This window comes from Bradyrhizobium sp. AZCC 1588, assembly GCF_036924735.1.
In the GTDB taxonomy this organism is placed as follows: Bacteria; Pseudomonadota; Alphaproteobacteria; order Rhizobiales; family Xanthobacteraceae; genus Bradyrhizobium.
Genome location: NZ_JAZHSC010000001.1, coordinates 2,628,930 through 2,647,040 on the forward strand (window position 1 = coordinate 2,628,930; position 18,111 = coordinate 2,647,040).

14 protein-coding genes are annotated in these 18,111 nt (G+C 63.1%); 7 read left to right on the plus strand and 7 right to left on the minus strand.

The genetic code is table 11. The features are described 5' to 3' along the window. Nucleotides 1-401 precede the first annotated feature (401 nt). From V1277_RS12315 to V1277_RS12345, 7 genes are all read left to right on the plus strand, one after another. Nucleotides 402-1,556, plus strand: a complete 1,155-nt coding sequence (locus V1277_RS12315; protein WP_334416374.1) for an iron-containing alcohol dehydrogenase — start codon at nt 402-404, stop codon at nt 1,554-1,556. A 16-nt stretch (nt 1,557-1,572) separates the two neighbouring features. Then, nucleotides 1,573-3,123: an AMP-binding protein gene (locus tag V1277_RS12320; protein WP_334416375.1), complete on the plus strand. Its 1,551-nt coding sequence runs from the start codon at nt 1,573-1,575 to the stop codon at nt 3,121-3,123. Between the two features lie 294 nt (nt 3,124-3,417). After that, nucleotides 3,418-5,013, plus strand: coding sequence for an ABC transporter substrate-binding protein (locus V1277_RS12325; protein ID WP_334416376.1), 1,596 nt, complete (start codon nt 3,418-3,420; stop codon nt 5,011-5,013). Between the two features lie 140 nt (nt 5,014-5,153). Next, nucleotides 5,154-6,101: an ABC transporter permease gene (locus V1277_RS12330; RefSeq protein WP_057841301.1), complete on the plus strand. Its 948-nt coding sequence runs from the start codon at nt 5,154-5,156 to the stop codon at nt 6,099-6,101. A gap of 4 nt (nt 6,102-6,105) precedes the next feature. Then, nucleotides 6,106-6,999, plus strand: a complete 894-nt coding sequence (locus tag V1277_RS12335) for an ABC transporter permease (protein WP_334416377.1) — start codon at nt 6,106-6,108, stop codon at nt 6,997-6,999. Continuing rightward, nucleotides 6,999-8,012 carry an ABC transporter ATP-binding protein gene (locus V1277_RS12340; RefSeq protein WP_334416378.1) on the plus strand — a complete coding sequence of 338 codons (1,014 nt, stop codon included), beginning with the start codon at nt 6,999-7,001 and terminating at the stop codon, nt 8,010-8,012. The genes V1277_RS12335 and V1277_RS12340 overlap by 1 nt, the downstream gene beginning before the upstream one ends. Continuing rightward, nucleotides 8,009-9,007, plus strand: coding sequence for an ABC transporter ATP-binding protein (locus V1277_RS12345; RefSeq protein ID WP_334372197.1), 999 nt, complete (start codon nt 8,009-8,011; stop codon nt 9,005-9,007). Before V1277_RS12340 ends, V1277_RS12345 begins: the two co-directional genes overlap by 4 nt. An 86-nt stretch (nt 9,008-9,093) precedes the next feature. On the opposite strand, the gene V1277_RS12350 is transcribed toward V1277_RS12345, so the two are convergent. The 7 genes from V1277_RS12350 to V1277_RS12380 form a co-directional block, all read right to left on the minus strand. Next, nucleotides 9,094-11,055 carry an acetyl/propionyl/methylcrotonyl-CoA carboxylase subunit alpha gene (locus V1277_RS12350; RefSeq protein ID WP_334416379.1) on the minus strand — a complete coding sequence of 654 codons (1,962 nt, stop codon included), beginning with the start codon at nt 11,053-11,055 and terminating at the stop codon, nt 9,094-9,096. An 11-nt stretch (nt 11,056-11,066) separates the two neighbouring features. Next, nucleotides 11,067-12,683 (minus strand): acyl-CoA carboxylase subunit beta, encoded by a 1,617-nt coding sequence (locus tag V1277_RS12355; protein WP_334416380.1) that lies wholly within the window; start codon nt 12,681-12,683, stop codon nt 11,067-11,069. A 97-nt stretch (nt 12,684-12,780) separates the two neighbouring features. Further along, the gene (locus V1277_RS12360) at nt 12,781-13,647 is read right to left on the minus strand and encodes a 3-keto-5-aminohexanoate cleavage protein (RefSeq protein ID WP_334416381.1); all 867 of its coding nucleotides are present in this window, start codon (nt 13,645-13,647) and stop codon (nt 12,781-12,783) included. 88 nt (nt 13,648-13,735) lie between these two features. Next, nucleotides 13,736-14,530, minus strand: a complete 795-nt coding sequence (locus tag V1277_RS12365; protein ID WP_334416382.1) for a helix-turn-helix domain-containing protein — start codon at nt 14,528-14,530, stop codon at nt 13,736-13,738. Between the two features lie 169 nt (nt 14,531-14,699). Next, nucleotides 14,700-15,356: a glutathione S-transferase family protein gene (locus tag V1277_RS12370; RefSeq protein ID WP_334416383.1), complete on the minus strand. Its 657-nt coding sequence runs from the start codon at nt 15,354-15,356 to the stop codon at nt 14,700-14,702. Between the two features lie 87 nt (nt 15,357-15,443). Next, nucleotides 15,444-16,661, minus strand: a complete 1,218-nt coding sequence (locus V1277_RS12375; protein WP_334416384.1) for an ABC transporter substrate-binding protein — start codon at nt 16,659-16,661, stop codon at nt 15,444-15,446. A 185-nt stretch (nt 16,662-16,846) separates the two neighbouring features. Beyond that, complete coding sequence (locus V1277_RS12380; protein ID WP_334416385.1) at nt 16,847-18,058, minus strand: acyl-CoA dehydrogenase family protein; 1,212 nt, start codon at nt 18,056-18,058, stop codon at nt 16,847-16,849. Between the last annotated feature and the right edge of the window lie 53 nt (nt 18,059-18,111).

Below are 18,111 nucleotides of genomic sequence, written 5' to 3' on the forward strand. Positions count from 1 at the left end.
ACCGGCTGGGATCAAGCACAATCGTTATGCAGGTGTAGTCAACGCTCTTCGCAACGCGGATTTTCGCGTTTTCGCACTGCGATGAAAGCGGAACCGTCGCGACGCATGGTCCAGCTAATCGCCGCCTGATGACGAAAACGTGACATCGCGCAAAGACGTCTCGCACGCCCCGCCCTCGAGGCGAGCGAAGCTCGCTCTCGAAAGTGTCCACGATGTCTCCGAACACCCGTCCACCATGTCTCCGGTCTGAACACCCGCAAGGGGGGAGGGAGCCGACCGCTTGCGGGGCGAGACTGTCCGCAAGCAGTATCGTCTCCGGGCATGACGTCGCCGATTTCCTCGGCTAACCTCGCCGCAAGGCCCACCACAAGGGCCAGAAAAAATGTCCGGGGAGGACAAGCGTGCACAGAGGGCGTGTCGTATTCGGCGCCATGGACGAGGTCGTGTTCGGGCGGCCAGCGTCCGAGGCGCTTGTCGCGCAGTTGGATCGGCTCGGCACGAGGCGCGCCTTCCTGATGGTCAGCGGCACGCTCAACCGCGAAACCGATGTGATCGACACCATCCGCCGTGCGCTGGGACCGCGTTGCGTCGGCACGTTCGACGCGATGCCGCCGCACACGCCGCGCTCGGCCGTGATCGCCGCCAGCGAACAGGCCCGCGCAGCGGATGCCGATCTCATCGTCACGATCGGCGGCGGTTCGATCACCGACGGCGCCAAGGCCGTGCAGCTCTGCCTCGCCAACGATATCCGCAGCGCAGATGACATCGACCGGATCAAGGCCGGCCGCGGCGGCTCACCGCAACTTGCCGCGCCGACGGTGCGCCAGATCAGCGTGCCGACGACGATCGCCGGCGGCGAATTCTCCTCCACGGCCGGCGTCACCAACGAGAAGACGAAGGTCAAGGAGGCACTGCGCCATCCGCTGACAATGCCACGCGCCGTGATTCTCGACCCCTGGCTTGCCCAGCACACACCGGAATGGCTGTGGCTGTCGACCGGCATCCGCGCCGTCGACCATTGCGTCGAAGGCATCTGCTCGCGCGAGGCTCACCCATATGGCGACGCGCAGGCGCTGAGGGGCCTATCGATGCTGGCGCGGGCACTGCCGCGGGTGAAGGCCGCGGCCGGCGACGTCGAGGCGCGAATGGATTGCCAGATCGGGACCTGGCTTTCGACCGGGCCGCTCGCTTCCGGCGTGCCGATGGGCGCCAGCCATGGCATCGGCTACGTGCTCGGCGCCGAATTCGGCGTGCCACACGGCTACACCTCCTGCGTGATGCTGCCGTCGGTGATGCGCTGGAACAAGTCAGCCAATGCCGAACGTCAGGCGTTGGTTGGAGCCGCCATGGGCCATCCGAACGATGACGCCGGCGACGTGCTCGACCGCTTCATTCGCAACCTCGGCATGCCGCGCAGCCTGCGCGAGGTCAAGGTTGCGCCTGAGCATTTCGACCGCATCGCGCAACAAGCGATGGCAACGCCCTGGGTGCCACGCAATCCGCGCAAGATCGAGGGACCGGCGCAGGTGCGCGAGATTCTGGACATGACCGCGTAAGGAGACCGAAGCCAACATGTACACCGGCACACATGCTCATCTTCGTCCGCTGCAACCCGCCTTCATCATGGCTTCCACCGGAGAGGCCGTAACCTATCGTGAACTGGAGGCGCGCACGAACCGGCTGGCGCACTTGTTTCGCAACCGCGGACTCAAGCGCCTCGACCACTATTCGATCTTCATGGAGAACAACAGCCGCTACCTCGAGGCCTGCGGCGCCGGCGAACGGAGCGGGCTTTATTATACCTGCGTGAACTCCTACCTGACCGCGGGCGAACTCGCCTACATCCTCACCAACAGCCAGTCGCGCATTCTCATCACCTCGAAGGCAAAGCTCGACGTCGCCCGCGAGGCGCTGAAGGAATGCCCCAATGTCGAATTATGCATTGTCGCAGACGGCGACGGCGAGAGCGACCGTATCGTCGGGCTTGAGCAGGCGACGTCAGGCCTGCCGAAGACGCCGATATCGGACGAATGCATCGGCACCGCGATGCTCTATTCGTCCGGCACCACCGGCCGACCCAAGGGCATCCTGCGGCCGCTGCCCGAACAACCTCCGCTTCAGAACCTGGCGATTTTCGATTTCCTGCACGGCGTCTGGCACTACCGCGAAGGCATGGTCTACCTTTCGCCCGCACCGCTGTACCATTCGGCGCCGCAGGCGGCGGTCAATTTGACGATCCGCGCCGGCGGCACTGTCATCATCATGGAAAGTTTTGATCCGGAAAGATATCTGGAACTGGTTCAAAGATGGGGCATCACCCACACCCAGCTTGTGCCGACGATGTTCTCGCGCATACTGAAGCTGCCGGAGGATGTCCGCAAGCGTTACGACCTCTCATCGCTTGAGATCGCGATCCACGCCGCCGCGCCCTGCCCTGCTGCGGTGAAGGACGACATCATCAAATGGTGGGGACCGATCATCCATGAATATTACGGCGCCACCGAAGGGCTCGGCTTCACCGCCTGCAACAGCGAGGAATGGCTGGCACACCGTGGCACCGTCGGCCGGGTGCTGCTCGGCGACCTCCATATTCTCGACGAGAACATGCAACCCTGCCCCGTCGGCACGCCCGGCACGGTGTGGTTCAAGACCGCAACTCCGTTTGAATATTTCAACGACCCGGCCAAGACCAAGGAGGCCCGCTCGCCCGATGGCAGCATGAGCACGGTCGGCGACGTCGGCTATGTCGACGAGGACGGATTTCTCTACCTGACTGATCGCGCGACCTTCATGATCATCTCCGGCGGCGTCAACATCTACCCGCAGGAATGCGAGAACCTCCTGATCACTCACCCCAAGATCGCCGACGCCGCAGTGTTCGGGGTGCCGAATCCCGACCTCGGCGAGGAAGTGAAGGCGGTGGTACAGCCGATGCCGGGTGTTTCGCCGGGACAGGAACTGGCCGACGAACTGATCGCCTTCTGCAGCCAGTCGCTGTCGCGCCAGAAAGTGCCGCGCTCGATCGATTTCGAGGCCGAACTGCCGCGGCTGCCGACCGGCAAGCTCTACAAGCGCCTGTTGCGCGATCGCTATTGGGGCAACAAGACCTCGCGGATCGTGTGAGCATGCGACGATGTGAGATGGCGAACTCGAACACAGACGTCGCGACATCTGGTGGTGCGGTGCATCATCCGGCGAGACATTCCAGCGCAAGCCGCAACATAACGGCTACGCTGCAACGAATCTGCCGCTTTCGCAGCGAACGGCCGTGTTGGCGCGCATGTTCCGCCCCGCGGATTTCGATTAGTTCGAATTGCCGATCTGTGCATCGTCCTGGCCGGTTGCCCGGACGCGCGGTCATGCTATCGTCTGATGCAATCGGCCGTTTCGAGACCGAGCAAAATGTGGGAGGGGATCATGCGGAGCGTTTATGCGCTTGCTGCCGCGGCGTTGTTGCTGCTGCCGGCTTATGATGTTGCATCGGCCGGCGAACCGAAACAGGGCGGCATCCTCAGAGTCTATCATCGCGACAGTCCGGGCAGCGCCTCGATCCACGAAGGCGCGACCTTCTCGATCAACGTTCCCTTTATGCCGGTTTTCAACAACCTGGTCATGTTCAAGCAGGACGTCGCGCAGAACAGCGCAGACTCCATCGTCCCGGATCTGGCGGAGAGCTGGGCCTGGAGCGACGACGGCAAGAAACTCACTTTCAAATTGAAGCAGGGCGTCAAGTGGCATGACGGCAAGCCGTTCACCTCAGCCGACGTCAAATGCACGTTCGACATGCTGATGGGCAAGTCGCAACAGAAGTTTCGCCAGAACCCGCGAAAGTCCTGGTACAACCAGGTCGAGGACGTGACGACAAGCGGCGATTTCGAGGCATCGTTCAGCCTGAAGCGGCCGCAGCCGGCGTTGTTGTCGTTACTCGCCTCCGGCTACACTCCGGTTTACCCCTGCCACGTCTCCCCGGCCGACATGCGTACCAAGCCGGTCGGCACCGGCCCGTTCAAATTCGTCGAGTTCAAGGCCAACGAATCGATCAAGCTCACCAAGAATCCCGACTACTTCAAGAAGGGTCTGCCGCACCTCGACGGCATCGAGTTCACCATCATCACGAACCGTTCGACGGCCATTCTCGGATTTGTCTCCGGGAAATTCGACATGACTTTCCCGACCGAAGTGTCAATCCCGCTCTTGAAGGAGGTCAAGTCGCAGGCACCGAACGCAGTGTGCGTGGTCGAGCCAGTCAACGTCTCGACCAACATCATCGTCAACTCGTCCGCCCCGCCGTTCGACAATATCGACATTCGCCGCGCGCTGGCACTGGTGCTCGACCGCAAGGCCTTCGTCTCGATACTGTACGAGGGACAGGCCGACATCGGCGGCACCATGCTCCCCGCACCGGGCGGCTTGTGGGCGATGCCGAAGGAAATGCTGGAATCGATTCCGGGTTACGGTCTCGACGTCAACGCCAATCGGGAAGAGGCGCGCAAGCTGATGCAGAAGGCAGGCTATGGACCGGACAAGCGCCTCGCCGTCAAGGTCGCCACGCGCAACATCCCGATCTACCGCGATCCCGCCGTCATCCTGATCGATCAGATGAAGAGCATCTATATCGACGGCGATCTCGACGTCGTTGATACCGCACAATGGTTCCCGAAGGTCGCCCGCAAGGATTACTCGCTCGGCCTCAACCTCACCGGCAATGCGGTCGACGATCCCGACCAGTCATTCTACGAAAACTATTCTTGCGGCTCGGAGCGCAACTATACCAACTACTGCAACAGGGAAATCGAGAAGCTGTTCGACGAGCAGTCGATGGAGAAGGATGTCGCCAAGCGCAAGAAGTTGGTCTGGGAGATCGACAAGAAGCTGCAGGAAGACGTGGCGCGGCCGATCATCTTGCACGCCCGCCAGGGCTCGTGCTGGCAGCCTTATGTCAAGGGCATCACCATCATGGTGAACAGCTCCTACAACGGCTACCGTTACGAAGACGTCTGGATGGACAAGTAACGTCCAATCGCGATAGCGTTTTCAAGCGAAGTGGATCCCGGTTCGCGTGAAGAAAACGCGTCAAAACAAAAAACGAGAGCCCGGTTCTGATTTATCAGAACCGAAGGGGCTCTGGCGGATGGGTCAGGGAGAGTAGCCGGGTGTTTGCTTATATCGTGCGACGCCTCGCCTTGATGCTCGTGACCCTGATAGGGATATCGATCATCATCTTCGTGTTGCTGCGGGTCGTCCCCGGCAACATCGTCGACATCCTGTTCGACGCCGCCGGCTTCGTCGATCCCACCGACAAGGCCAACCTGGAAAAGGAACTCGGCCTCAACCTGCCGATCTACCAGCAATATCTGAACTGGATCGGCGGGCTGCTGCACGGCGATCTCGGCTATTCCTACGTCTCGGAAAAGCCGGCGTTGCAGGAGATCCTGCCGCGCATTCCGATCACCGCCCGGCTGGCGGCGCTGGCGCTGTTGTTCTCGGCCTCGATCGGCATTCCCTTAGGCGTTCTCAGCGCAGTCCACCAAGGCTCGCGGCTGGACTATACGCTCCGTGTCGTCAGCCTGAGCGGCCTGTCGCTGCCTTCGTTCTGGCTTGGACTGCTGATCCTGATGGCGTCGGTTTCCCTGTTCGGTCACATGCCCATCTACAATCCGAACCCGGCAACCTGGACTGAGGCTTTCGCGATCTATGCCGTTCCGGCGATGGCGGTCGGTTTTCGCAGCGCCGCGCTGACCATGCGGATCACGCGTTCCTCGATGCTCGAAATTCTGCGGCAGGATTATATCCGCACCGCGCGCGCCAAGGGTGCCTCGGAGGCATCGGTCAATTATCGCCACGCGCTGAAGAACGCCATTCTCCCTGTTATCACCGTGATCGGCATCGAGGCGGCGTTCCTGATCGGCGGGCTGATCGTCACCGAAACCGTGTTCAATATTCCAGGTGTGGCCCGCTTCCTGGTCGAGGCGCTGCGCTGGCGCGATTACCCGATCGTGCAGAATCTCGTGATGCTGATCGCCGTGGTCGTGGTGGTCGCGAACTTCACCGTCGACATGCTTTACGCCGCGATCGATCCGCGCATCCGGTATGGAGACTAGCCGCGTGACCACGATTAACTTCGAAAGCGAGTTGAGGCGGGCCGGCGCCCATTCGACGCATGGCTGGCGCCGGCTGGTGTTCCTGGCGCAACGTTATCTGCTCGGCACGATCGGCCTTGTTATCATGGTGATGTTCGTCTGGATGGCGATCTCGGCCGACCTGATCGCCCGCTATGACCCGCTCAGCGTCGATTCGGCGCAGCGGCTGGCGGCGCCGAGCGCAGCGCACTGGATGGGAACCGATTCGTTCGGCCGTGACGTCTGGAGCCGGATCATTCACGGCGCGCGCATCTCGCTCGCCGTCGGTATCGGCGCCACCGCGCTCGGATCGTCGATCGGCGTCATCGTCGGCCTCGTATCCGGCTATCTGTCCGGCTGGGTCGATCTGCTGTTCCAGCGGGTCACCGACGTTCTGCAGGCCCTGCCCTTGCTGGTGCTGGCGCTGGTGATGACCGCGGCGCTGGGGCCATCGCTGCCGAACGTGATCATCGCGATCGCGATCCCGTTGATCCCGACGGTCGCCCGCGTGATCCGCGCCAATACGCTGGCGCTGCGCGAGCAGCCCTTCGTCGAGGCCGCAAAATCGATCGGCATGAGCGAGACCCGCATCGCGCTCCGCCACGTGCTGCCGAACACGCTCGCGCCCTTGATCGTGCTGGCGACCGCGCAGCTCGGCTCCACCATCCTCACCGAGGCCTCGCTGTCGTTCCTCGGCCTCGGCATTCCCGAGCCCTATCCGTCGTGGGGCCGCATGCTGTCAGAGTCCGCGGCCGAATATGTCCGCACCGCGCCGTGGCTGGTGATTTTCCCGGGCGTCGCCATCTCCCTTGCGGTATTCGGCACCAATCTGTTCGGCGACGCGCTCCGTGACATCCTCGATCCGAGGCAGCGCGGCTGATGAGCGAGGCGCGCAAGGACGACACTATTCTCGAAGTGAAGAACCTGCAGACGGTGTTCTTCACCAATTCCGGGCTGTTCCGCGCGGTCGACGACGTCTCGTTCACCGTGCGCCGCGGCGAGACGCTCGCGATCGTCGGCGAATCCGGCTGCGGCAAAAGCGTGACCGCGCTGTCGGTGATGCGGCTGGTGCCGGACCCGCCGGGCCGCGTGGTCGGCGGCTCGGTGACGCTGGAAGGCACCGATCTGCTCAGCCTCGACGAGGCCGAGATGCGCGACATCCGCGGCAATCGGATCTCGATGATCTTTCAGGAGCCGATGACCTCGCTCAATCCGGTGATGCGGATTGGCGACCAGATCACCGAGGTGCTACGCCTGCACCAGGAAATGACCGCGAAGGAGGCCTGGGCCAAGGCGGTCGAGATGTTGCGCCTGGTCCGCATCCCCGAGCCGGAACGCCGTGCGCAGGAATATCCGCACCAGCTCTCCGGCGGCATGCGGCAGCGCGCGATGATCGCGATGGCCCTGGCGTGCCGGCCGGCGCTGTTGATTGCGGACGAGCCGACTACAGCGCTCGACGTGACGATCCAGGCGCAAATCCTGGCGCTGATCGTCGATCTACAAAAGAGGCTCGGCACCGGCTTGATCCTGATCACGCACGATCTCGGCGTGGTGGCGCAGACCGCGCAGCGCGTCATCGTGATGTATGCCGGCAAGAAGGTCGAGGAAGCGACGGTAGAGGACCTGTTCGAAAATCCAAAGCATCCCTACACGCGCGGGCTGATGGCCTCGATGCCCGCGGTGATCTCGTTCGGTGCCAAGACCGATGCGCGGCTGAATGAGATTCCCGGCATGGTGCCGTCGTTGACCAACTTGCCGCCAGGCTGCGCCTTTGCACCGCGCTGCCGCCTTGCCGTGGACCGATGCCGCGCCGAGTATCCACCGCTGCAGGAAGTCGATGCCAATCATCTCGCGGCATGCTGGCGCGCAACCGAATTGGCAGGCGCGCCATGAGCGACCAACGCCCCCTCCTTGAAGTCACCGATCTCGTCAAGCATTACGCGGTGCGCGGCGGCGTCCTGCGCCGGCGCGTCGGCACCGTGCATGCAGTCGACGGTGTCAGCTTCTCGGTCGCCAAAGGCGAGACGCTCGGGCTGGTCGGCGAATCCGGCTGCGGTAAATCGACGGTCGCGCGCAGCGTGCTACGGCTGGTGGAGCCGTCCAGCGGCGCCATCAAGCTGAACGGCACCGACATCACCGGGCTCAGCAAGGCCGAGATGCGGCCGCACCGTCGCTCCATGCAGATCGTATTCCAGGATCCGTTCGCCTCGCTCAATCCGCGCATGACCGCGGGCGATATCGTCGGCGAGCCACTCGCCGTGCATGGGCTGGCAACCGGCCGCGCGCAGCAAGAACGCGTCGCGGAACTGTTCGCGCAGGTGGGATTGCGGCCCGATCAGATGAAGAACTACCCGCACCAATTCTCCGGCGGCCAGCGGCAGCGCATCTGCATTGCACGCGCACTGTCGCTCGGGCCGAGCCTGATCGTGTGCGACGAACCGGTCTCGGCGCTCGACGTCTCGATCCAGGCGCAGGTGATCAACCTGTTGATCGACCTGCAGCGCAAGAACGATTTTTCCTACCTGTTCATCGCCCATGATCTCGCCGTCGTCGCCCATATCAGCCATCGCGTTGCCGTGATGTATCTCGGACGCATTGTCGAAATCGCGGACAAGTCGGAATTGTTCGCCAACCCGCGGCATCCGTATACGCAAGCGCTGCTGGCGTCAGTCCCGATCGCTGATCCCAAGGCAAAGCGCCTTGCGCCCATGGTCGACGGCGACGTCCCGAGCCCGATCAACCCACCCTCGGGATGTGCCTTCCACACCCGCTGCCGCTATGTCATGGACCGCTGCAAGGCGGAGCGGCCAGCGCTGGTGGAGGCGGGTGAAGGACATCAGGTGGCGTGTTGGCTGAATGATGGGACAGGGCGACCGGAGAATTCGTAGGGTGGGCAAAGCGAAGCGTGCCCACCATCACAACGGAATGCTAGACGGTGGGCACGTCGCTACGCTCCTTTGCCCACCCTACGCAGTCAGCCCGCCGCAATCTCCACGACGATCCGCCCCGTCGTCACCTGCTCGCCCTCGGCGACATCGATCGACGAAACCGTGCCAGCAACACCTGCCATATGCACGTGCTCCATCTTCATCGCTTCCAGCGTCATCACCGGCTGGCCGACGGCAACCTGCTCGCCGGGCTTGACCAGCACCGCCACCACGCGGCCGTTCATCGTCGCGCGCACCTTGCCGTCGCCGTCCGCCGCCGCAGCGGAGGCCGGTGCGGCCAGCGTCAGATCGCGGGCGGCAATCGAGGCTCCACGATGCAGGATGTACAGACGACCGCCATCGCGCAGGAATCTCGCTGACTCCATCATGCCGTCGGCACGGAAGCGGATCGTGTCGGGGCCGAGCTCGTCGATCTCGAAACGCCGCTCGTTGCCCTCGAGGCCGGCGACATAACTCCCGTCGCGGTTCCGAACGATATCAACCTCGAACGCACCGTGGCCAACGTCGATCCGCATCGTCAGCGGAAAAGTAGCTGCCAGCGACCGGCCACTGCGCCAGGGCGGCGCGTGCGGGTTGGTGACATAGAGCAGCAGCGCTGCCAGCGCAGCTTCCGCCTTGTCATTAACGCGCGGCGCCAGTAATTCGTCGCGGTGATTGCCGATGAAGGCCGTGGTCGCTTCGCCCTTCGCAAAGGCAGGATGGCGCAGGCAGGAAATCAGAAATCCCTGATTGGTGGTGACGCCGAACGCCGCGGTCTGCTCCAGGCCGCAAATCAGCCGCCCGCGGGCCTCGTTGCGGTCGGCACCAAGGCTGATGATCTTGGCGATCATCGAATCGTAGAACGGCGGAATCTCCGAACCCGATCGCAGCGCGTGCTCGACGCGGATGCCGTCGGGCATCTGCCACAACGCCATGCGTCCCGATTGCGGCATGAAGTCATGGTCCGCGTCCTCCGAGCACAGCCGCACCTCGATGGCGTGGCCGGAGAATTTGACGTCTTCCTGCTTGAGCCCGAGCGGCTGGCCGGCGGCAATGCGCAACTGCAGCTCGACCAGATCGAGCCCGGTGATCGCTTCGGTGACGGGATGCTCGACCTGCAGGCGCGTGTTCATTTCCATGAAATAGAACTCGCCGCTCTCATCGAGCAGGAACTCCAGCGTACCCGCGCCCTCATAGCCGATCGATTTGACGGCAGCGACCGCGACGGCGCCCATGCGCGCCCGCAAGTCCGGCGTCACCTTTGGCGAGGGCGCCTCCTCGATCAGCTTCTGGTGCCGGCGTTGCACCGAGCAGTCGCGCTCGCCGAGATGGATGGCATTGCCGTAGCGATCGCCGAACACCTGAATCTCGATGTGGCGGGGATCGACGATGGCGCGCTCCAGGATCACCGTGGGATCACCGAACGCGCCCTGCGCCTCCGACCTTGCGCTGCGCAGCGCATCCGGAAATGCCGCGGCGTCCTCGACCAGCCGCATGCCGCGCCCGCCACCGCCGGCAACCGCCTTGATCATCACGGGGAAGCCGATCTTCCTGGCCTCCGCCAGCATCACTGCGTCGCTCTGGTCCGCGCCTTGATAGCCGGGCACGACAGGCACGCCGGCCCTCCGCATAATGTCCTTGGCGCCGGCCTTGTTGCCCATCGCCCGAATCGCTTCGGGTGATGGCCCGATGAAGACCAGCCCGGCGTCGCGGCAGGCCTGCGCAAAATCCTCGTTCTCGGCGAGGAAGCCGTAGCCCGGATGCACCGCGCCGGCCCCGCTGGCTTTAGCTGCGGCGATGATCGCGTCGATCCGCAGGTAGGATTGCGCCGGCAGCGCCTCCCCGATCCGCACCGCCTGGTCCGCCTCCCGCACGTGCAGCGCATCACGATCGGCATCGGAATAGACGGCAGCCACGCCATAGCCGAGCCGGCGCGCGGTGCGCATGACCCGCAGCGCGATCTCACCGCGATTGGCGACGAGAATCCTGAAGAATGGCGTTCGCTTCATCTCGATTCCGCTCATGGCCGGGCGACCGAGAATTGCATGCGCTGCGGCGTGCGGGCCTCGGCCTCGCGGCAGATCGCCAGCACTTCGGCAAGCACGCTGCGGGTATCGCGGGGATCGATCACGCCGTCGTCGAGCACCCGCGCGCTGGTCGAGAACACGTCCATCTGGCCGTCGAACACACCCGTGATCTGCGCCTTCATCGCCTCCAGCTTTTCCTTCTCGATCGGCTTGCCCCGCCGCGCCGCCGCAGCCTCGGTCACGATCGCCATGGTTTCGGCGGCCTGCTCGCCGCCCATCACGGCGGTCTTGGCATTGGGCCAGGAGAAGCAGAAGCGCGGGTGGAAGCCGCGCCCGCACATGCCGTAATTGCCGGCCCCGAACGACGCCCCGCAATAGATCGTGATCTGCGGCACGGTTGCTGACGTCACCGCCTGAATCATCTTGGAGCCGTGCTTGATCATGCCGGCTTCCTCGTAGGCACGGCCTACCATGTAGCCGGTGGTGTTGTTCATGTAGAGCAGCGGTGTGCGCGACTGGCAGCAGGCCTGGATGAAATGCGTCGCCTTGTTGGCGCCGGGCACGTCGAGCGGGCCGTTGTTGGTGATGATCCCGATCGCCTGTCCTTCGATGCGGGCGTGGCCACAGACCGTCGCCGGGCCGTAATTCGCACCGAACTCGGTGAAATCGGAATCGTCGACGAAGCGCGCGATGGCCTGGCGCATATCGACGGGACGCTTGTGGTCCATCGGCATGATGCCGAGCAGTTCCTCGGCGTCATAGCGTGGCGGCTTGAAGGACGATGCCGCAGGCTTCGGTCGATCCCATTCCAGGTTGGCCATGATATCGCGCGCGATGCGGAGCGCGTCGCGATCGTCTTCGGCGAGATAGTCGCCAAGTCCGGAAATAGATGTGTGCATCTCGGCGCCGCCGAGTTCCTCCTCGGTCGCGATCTCTCCCGTTGCCGCCTTCAGCAGTGGCGGGCCGGCCAGGAATGCGCGGGTACGGCCGCGGACCATGACGATGTAATCGGAGAGCCCGGTCTGGTAGGCGCCGCCCGCCGTTGACGATCCATGCGTCACGGTGACGACGGGCAGACCGGCGGCCGACAGCCGCGCGAGATTTCGAAAGATGTTGCCGCCGCGGATAAAATCCTCGACGCGGTAGCGCAGCAGATTGGCGCCGGCGCTTTCAACCAGTTGCACGTAGGGCAGCTTGTTCTCCAGCGCCAGTTCCTGCACCCGCAGCGTCTTGTCGAGGCCGAACGGCTGCAATGCGCCGGCGTCAATGCCGGAATCATTGGCGCTGACCATGCAGCGGATGCCGGAGACGAAGCCTATCCCTGCGATCACGCCGCCGCCGGGAACGCTCTTCTCCGCGTCCGGCACGTCGAACATATAGCCGGCGAGCGTCGATAGTTCGATGAAGGGCGAACCGGGGTCGAGCACCAGCGCCACGCGCTCGCGCGGCAGCAATTGCCCGCGTTTGTGGAAGCGATCTTTGGCTTGGGCCGATGCTGCGCGCGTGCGATCTTCCAGCGAGCGCATGCGCGCGATCAGCGCCAGCATGCCGTCGCGGTTGGCCTTGTAGGCGGCGCTGGAAGGGGAGATGGTGGATTCAATCGTTGCCATAAACTAACCTACTCCGTCATTCCGGGATGGTCCGAAGGACCAGACCCGGAATCTCGAGATTCCGGGTTCACGCTTCGCGTGTCCCGGAATGACAGCTTCAATGCCTGGTCCCGAAAATCTGCCGCGCTTCAGCCGGGCTTGCGATCTCGCGGCCCGCGCGCCGCGCGCAGGCGGCGATGGCTTCGATGAGCTGCCCGTTCGAGGTCACCTTGGTGCCGTCGGCGAGATAAAAGGTATCCTCCAGCCCGGTGCGCAGGTGACCGCCGAGTTCGGCGCAGCGCTGGTGCAGCGGCCAGATTTCGGCGCGGCCGATCGCGGTGACCTGCCAGTGCGATTCCGGCAGTTTCAGCTTTAGCAAGATCGGCAGCAACTCCGGATCCGCCGGCATGCCTGACGCCACGCCCATCACGAAATTATATTCGAGCGGTCCGGAATACATGCCGGTTTGCACGTACATGCCGACACAGCGTACGATGCCGACGTCGAAACATTCGAACTCCGGAATCGTACCCGCTTGTTTCATGACGTCGAGATAGTCCTGCACCTTCTCGACCGCGTTATCGAACATCATCGGCGGCCAGGCCCAGGTGTTGTCGGATTTCACCTTGAGATAGTTCAACGAACCCGCGTTGCAGGCCGCGATCTCGGGCCGGGTCTCACGCACGCAGTCGAGCGCTCCCTGATATTTCGGACCTGACGTGCCTGTCGTGTGATTGATGATGACGCCGGGGCAGGCCTCGCGGATCGCCTGCTGAATCTCCCTGGACACACTGACATCCCAGGACGGCAGATGCCCCTTGTTCGGCTCCTGCTGGCGCAGATGGATGTGCATGATGCTAGCGCCGGCGTTGAAGGCGGCCTTGGCCTCACGCGCCATCTGCTCCGGCGTCACCGGCACGTTGTGCTGCTTCGGATCGGTCAACACGCCGTTCAGCGCGCAGGTAATGACGGCCTTGTCGCCCATGGATCAACCTTCGAAACGGGACGCGAGAGATCGCGAACATCCAGCGCGATCATGCGTGCCGCATCAGCCGGCTTCTTGCGTCCACCCGCTATCCGGCACTCGCGTGGCGGTGGCTATAGATCGCAAGATCGCGCGAGCCGGAAAAGATCGCGCGCGGCTTCAGCCCGTAGAAGCGGCGGATCGAGTGGCTAAAATGCGTCGAATCGGGATAGCCGATATCCTGCGCGAGATGCGCAAGGTTGATGTCCTGGTTGGCGAAATGCAGCAAATGCCGCGCGCGCTTCCAGGCGCGGAACGAGCGGAACGAAATTCCGGTCTCTTCCTTGAACAGATGCAGAAAGCGCGACGGCGACAATCCCGCCTCGGCGGCGCAGCTTGCCGCCGTCACCGGCTCGCCGGAGAATTTTCCGATCTGCACGATCGCGTTTGCCACGCGGGGATCGAGTTCGCGCTGTGGCAGGACTTCGCCGAGGCACATGCGATCGAACTCGGTGCTGGGGAAATCATTGCCGGCGTGATGCTCGCGCAGTTCGTGATAGGCGGCCCGAATCCGGCTGGCGAAAGCCGCGCCCTCGGGCCCCTCCAGGCGTGTCGCGAGATCGTCGAGCACACCGGGCCGAACGCTCTCCGGTTCGATCACGACACTGAGCACCGAGCGATGTTCGCTCGCGATGGTATGCCTGACGTTCGGTAACAGAGCGACCATCTCGCCATGGGTTTCGCGGCCATCGGCAGTGGTGAGCCAGAGCCCGCCCTCGATCGCGACATAGATGTTGAAGGCGCCCGAGCAGCGTTGCCGGGGCCGACCGAGCAGGCCGGCGTAGAACACGCGTTCCGGGGTGATAAGCATCAGATGGCCGGATTTGTGGCCGGTATCGTCCATGGCTCGTCCTCCTCGCGCGGCTCTCTGGCCGCTGCGATGGGATCAACCATAGCGGAAATTTGAGGACTGACTAGACGCCTAGGGCCGTCATTCCGGGGCGCGAAGCGAACCCGGAATCTCGAGATTCCGGGTCTGGTGCTCACGCACCATCCCGGAATGACGCGGCCCTTCAAGCCCGGACGCGCGGCGCGACGTTTTGCTCGATGCCTGCCTTCCGCTCCGCCGCAACTGCGCGCTGATAGCCCTCGCGTTCCTGCAGCCGGGCCCAATAGGCCCTGACATTCGGCCCGAAATCCTTGGCCAGGCCGATGTTGTCGGCCAACCGCAGCGCATAGCCGTTGACGATATCGGCCGCGGTGAAGCGGCCGGCGCACAGGTTTTCGGCATTGGCGGTCGCTGCCTCGACCGCGCGCAGCCGGCCCAGGAACCATTTCGCGTAATCGCCGGCAACTTGCGGGTTCCGCCGTTCCTCCGGCTCGAGCTGGCTGTATCTCAGCACCAGCGTTTGCGGAAAGGTCAGCGTGGCATCGCTGAAATACATCCAGTTCAGGAAGGCGCCGTAGGCCGGATCGTCGACCCCGACGACCAGCGGGCTCGGCCCGTACTTGGTGCCGAGATAATAACAGATACCGGAGGATTCCGTCATTTTGGTCTCGCCGTCGATCATGAACGGAATGGTGCCGAGCGGATTGATCGCGAGATATTCCTTGGCCAGCACCCGCGGCGGGAACGGCAGCATCTTCAGTTCATAGGGCAAGCCCATCTCTTCCAGCATCCAGAGCGGGCGGAACGAGCGGGCGCCGTCGCAGTGGTAGAGCGTGATCATCAGGCGTTCCCTGTTTTCTTGGTTGGCAGTCTGGAACGCCGGCGGGCCGTCCGCAACGACATCCTCATGCGTCCGGCGTGTGCCGCATCAGAGATCTGCCCCCTCGATGATATTGCCGAACCGGACATAGCCTTTTCCGTCCCAGCGCTGCAACTGCATCTGGCGCAACGGATGGTGGTTGGCAGGGCTGGTGTTGACACGCACGCCCGGCAACAGGGTCGGGACCTCGACGTTCCTGAGGTTGTTCGCCTCACGCATGATGCTGTCGCGACTGAAATTCCCCTTGCACTGCTCCAGCAATACGCGCAGCACTGATGTGACCGTATACCCATACGCGTTGAGGAACTCCTTCGGATTCCCTTCGCTGTAATACTTCGCCATGAACTTCAAGTAATCCTTGATCGCGGGATCTTCCGCCCACGCCGGATCGGACGGATCCTTGATGTACACCGAGGTGATGACGCCGACCGCGCGCTCGGGCCCGACCGGCATGATGGTCGAGGCCACCGAGGCGGCGCCGCTGGTGACGAAATGCATCGGTTTCCAGTCGAGTTCGAAGACCTTCCGGATCGACTGCGCCGCAAACTTCGCCGTGACGCCCGAGATCAGAACATCGGCGTTGCTGGCGCGCAGTGCGACGACTTGGGAATCGATCGTCGGATCGGTGACTTCGTAGGACACCGCCTTCACCATGGAATCGTAGCGCGGCCCCAGCACGTCGCGCAGGCCGTTGACGAAATCCTTGCCGAGGTCGTCGTTCTGGTAGAGCAAGGCAAACTTCGCATCGGGTTTCTGGCTCAGCGCGTACTTAGCAAAAATCTGCGCCTCGGTTCGTGAACTCGGCGCAAAGCCCATGGTCCAGGGATAGTTCTGGTAATCCCCCCATTTGTCGCCGTTCACCGACAGGAACAGATGCGGCACCTTCTTCGAGTTGACATACTTAACCACGGCGGAGTTCGGTGCCGTGCCGAGCATCGAAAACAGAAAGGCGACATTGTCGCTTTCGATCAGCTTTCTGGTTTGCTCGACGGTTTTCGCCGGATTGAATGCATCGTCATAGTAGATGAAGTTGATCTTGCGGCCGGCGATGCCGCCCTGATCGTTGATCATGCGGAAATAAGCGTCCGAGCATTTCGCGATCGTGCCCAACGCCGACACCGGACCACTCAGCGAAGTGGTGCAACCGATCTTGATCTCGGTCGCGGTAACGCCGGGAGTGTCTTCGGCACGAGAAGGGCCCGCAAGCGCCACGACACCTGCCGCCGCCGAACCAGCCAGTAACGTACGACGGTCGAGCGAGGTCATGCCTTCCTCCCACACTATGTTGAATCTCGCTGCTTTGCGCAGGCGTTGGATAGAATGTAGGAGGACCAGGTTCCGGGTCTTGCGTCTAAGCGCTGGTTGCCCTGTCGTAGCTTGGGCGCGCAGATAACTGAAGCGCTATGGCACGCCCGCCTGACCGCAGGCGCAGCGGCGAACAGACATCCGTCTTAAGCGTTGCTGTGTTTCCGCAATTCAAGGCGAGCAATCTGATTGCGGTGGACTTCGTCCGGGCCGTCAGCCAGCCGAAGCAGACGCGCGGTGGCGTAGGCCGCAGCCAGGCCGAAGTCATTGCTGGTGCCACCGCCGCCGTGCGCCTGAATGGCCCAATCGATGACCTGGCAAGCCATGTTCGGAACCGCCACCTTGATCATCGCGATTTCGGCCTTCGCCGCGCGGTTGCCGACGCTATCCATCATGTGGGCCGCATTCAGGGTCAAGAGCCGCGCCTGCTCGATCATGATGCGCGATTCCGCGATCCGCTCCTGGGTGACGGTTTGCTCTGAAACCGGCTTGCCGAAGGCAACGCGGCTGCGGGTACGAACGCACATCTTCTCCAGCGTGCGTTCGGCGAGCCCAATCAGCCGCATGCAATGATGGATGCGGCCGGGGCCGAGACGCCCCTGCGCGATTTCAAAGCCCCGCCCCTCGCCGAGCAGCATGTTCGCTGCGAGAACGCGCACGTTCTCGAACACGACTTCCGAGGCGCGGTCGGGCACCCCATAGAACCCGAACACAGGAAGCGGACGAAGAACCTGAATGCCGGGCGTATCCATCGGCACCAGAATCATCGACTGCTGGCGATGACGGTCCGGATTGTCCGGATCGGTTTTGCCCATGAAGATACATATCTTGCAGCGCGGGTCCGTCGCGTTGGTCGTGTACCATTTGCGGCCATTGATGACATAATGATCGCCGTCGCGGACGATCGAGCTTTCGATATTGGTAGCGTCACTCGAGGCAACGGCCGGCTCGGTCATCGCAAAGCAGGAGCGGATTTCGCCTTCGAGGAGTGGCTTCAGCCACCGCTCCTGATGCTCCCTGGTGCCATAGCGCGCCAACACTTCCATATTGCCGGTATCGGGCGCCGAGCAATTGAACAGCTCAGGCGCGAGGTGCGACCGCCCCATGATTTCGCATAGCGGCGCGTATTCCAGGTTGGTCAAACCGGCGCCGTGCTCGCTCTCCGGCAGGAAGAGGTTCCAAAGTCCCTCCTCCCTGGCTTTGGGCTTCAGTTCCTCGACCACGGGAAAAATTTTCCAGGGACCCAGCTCTTCCGCCTCGCGGTAATAGCGGTCCTCATTGGGATAGACATAGCGGTCCATGAAGGACTGAAGACGGTGTTTCAGTTCGACGACTTTCTGGCTCTCCTGATAGAGCATACCGATTTCCGTTCATGCTTGAGGGACCGCGGTAAACCCGCCAATCGCGTTTC

Excerpts from the sequence above, each read along its gene's own strand:
- V1277_RS12350 (WP_334416379.1), bottom strand. The coding sequence starts at position 11,055 with ATGAAGCGAACGCCATTCTTCAGGATTCTCGTCGCCAATCGCGGTGAG.
- V1277_RS12360 (WP_334416381.1), bottom strand. The coding sequence starts at position 13,647 with ATGGGCGACAAGGCCGTCATTACCTGCGCGCTGAACGGCGTGTTGACC.
- V1277_RS12370 (WP_334416383.1), bottom strand. The coding sequence starts at position 15,356 with ATGATCACGCTCTACCACTGCGACGGCGCCCGCTCGTTCCGCCCGCTC.
- V1277_RS12325 (WP_334416376.1), top strand. The coding sequence starts at position 3,418 with ATGCGGAGCGTTTATGCGCTTGCTGCCGCGGCGTTGTTGCTGCTGCCG.
- V1277_RS12320 (WP_334416375.1), top strand. The coding sequence starts at position 1,573 with ATGTACACCGGCACACATGCTCATCTTCGTCCGCTGCAACCCGCCTTC.
- V1277_RS12345 (WP_334372197.1), top strand. The coding sequence starts at position 8,009 with ATGAGCGACCAACGCCCCCTCCTTGAAGTCACCGATCTCGTCAAGCAT.
- V1277_RS12375 (WP_334416384.1), bottom strand. The coding sequence starts at position 16,661 with ATGACCTCGCTCGACCGTCGTACGTTACTGGCTGGTTCGGCGGCGGCA.
- V1277_RS12380 (WP_334416385.1), bottom strand. The coding sequence starts at position 18,058 with ATGCTCTATCAGGAGAGCCAGAAAGTCGTCGAACTGAAACACCGTCTT.
- V1277_RS12340 (WP_334416378.1), top strand. The coding sequence starts at position 6,999 with ATGAGCGAGGCGCGCAAGGACGACACTATTCTCGAAGTGAAGAACCTG.
- V1277_RS12365 (WP_334416382.1), bottom strand. The coding sequence starts at position 14,530 with ATGGACGATACCGGCCACAAATCCGGCCATCTGATGCTTATCACCCCG.
- V1277_RS12355 (WP_334416380.1), bottom strand. The coding sequence starts at position 12,683 with ATGGCAACGATTGAATCCACCATCTCCCCTTCCAGCGCCGCCTACAAG.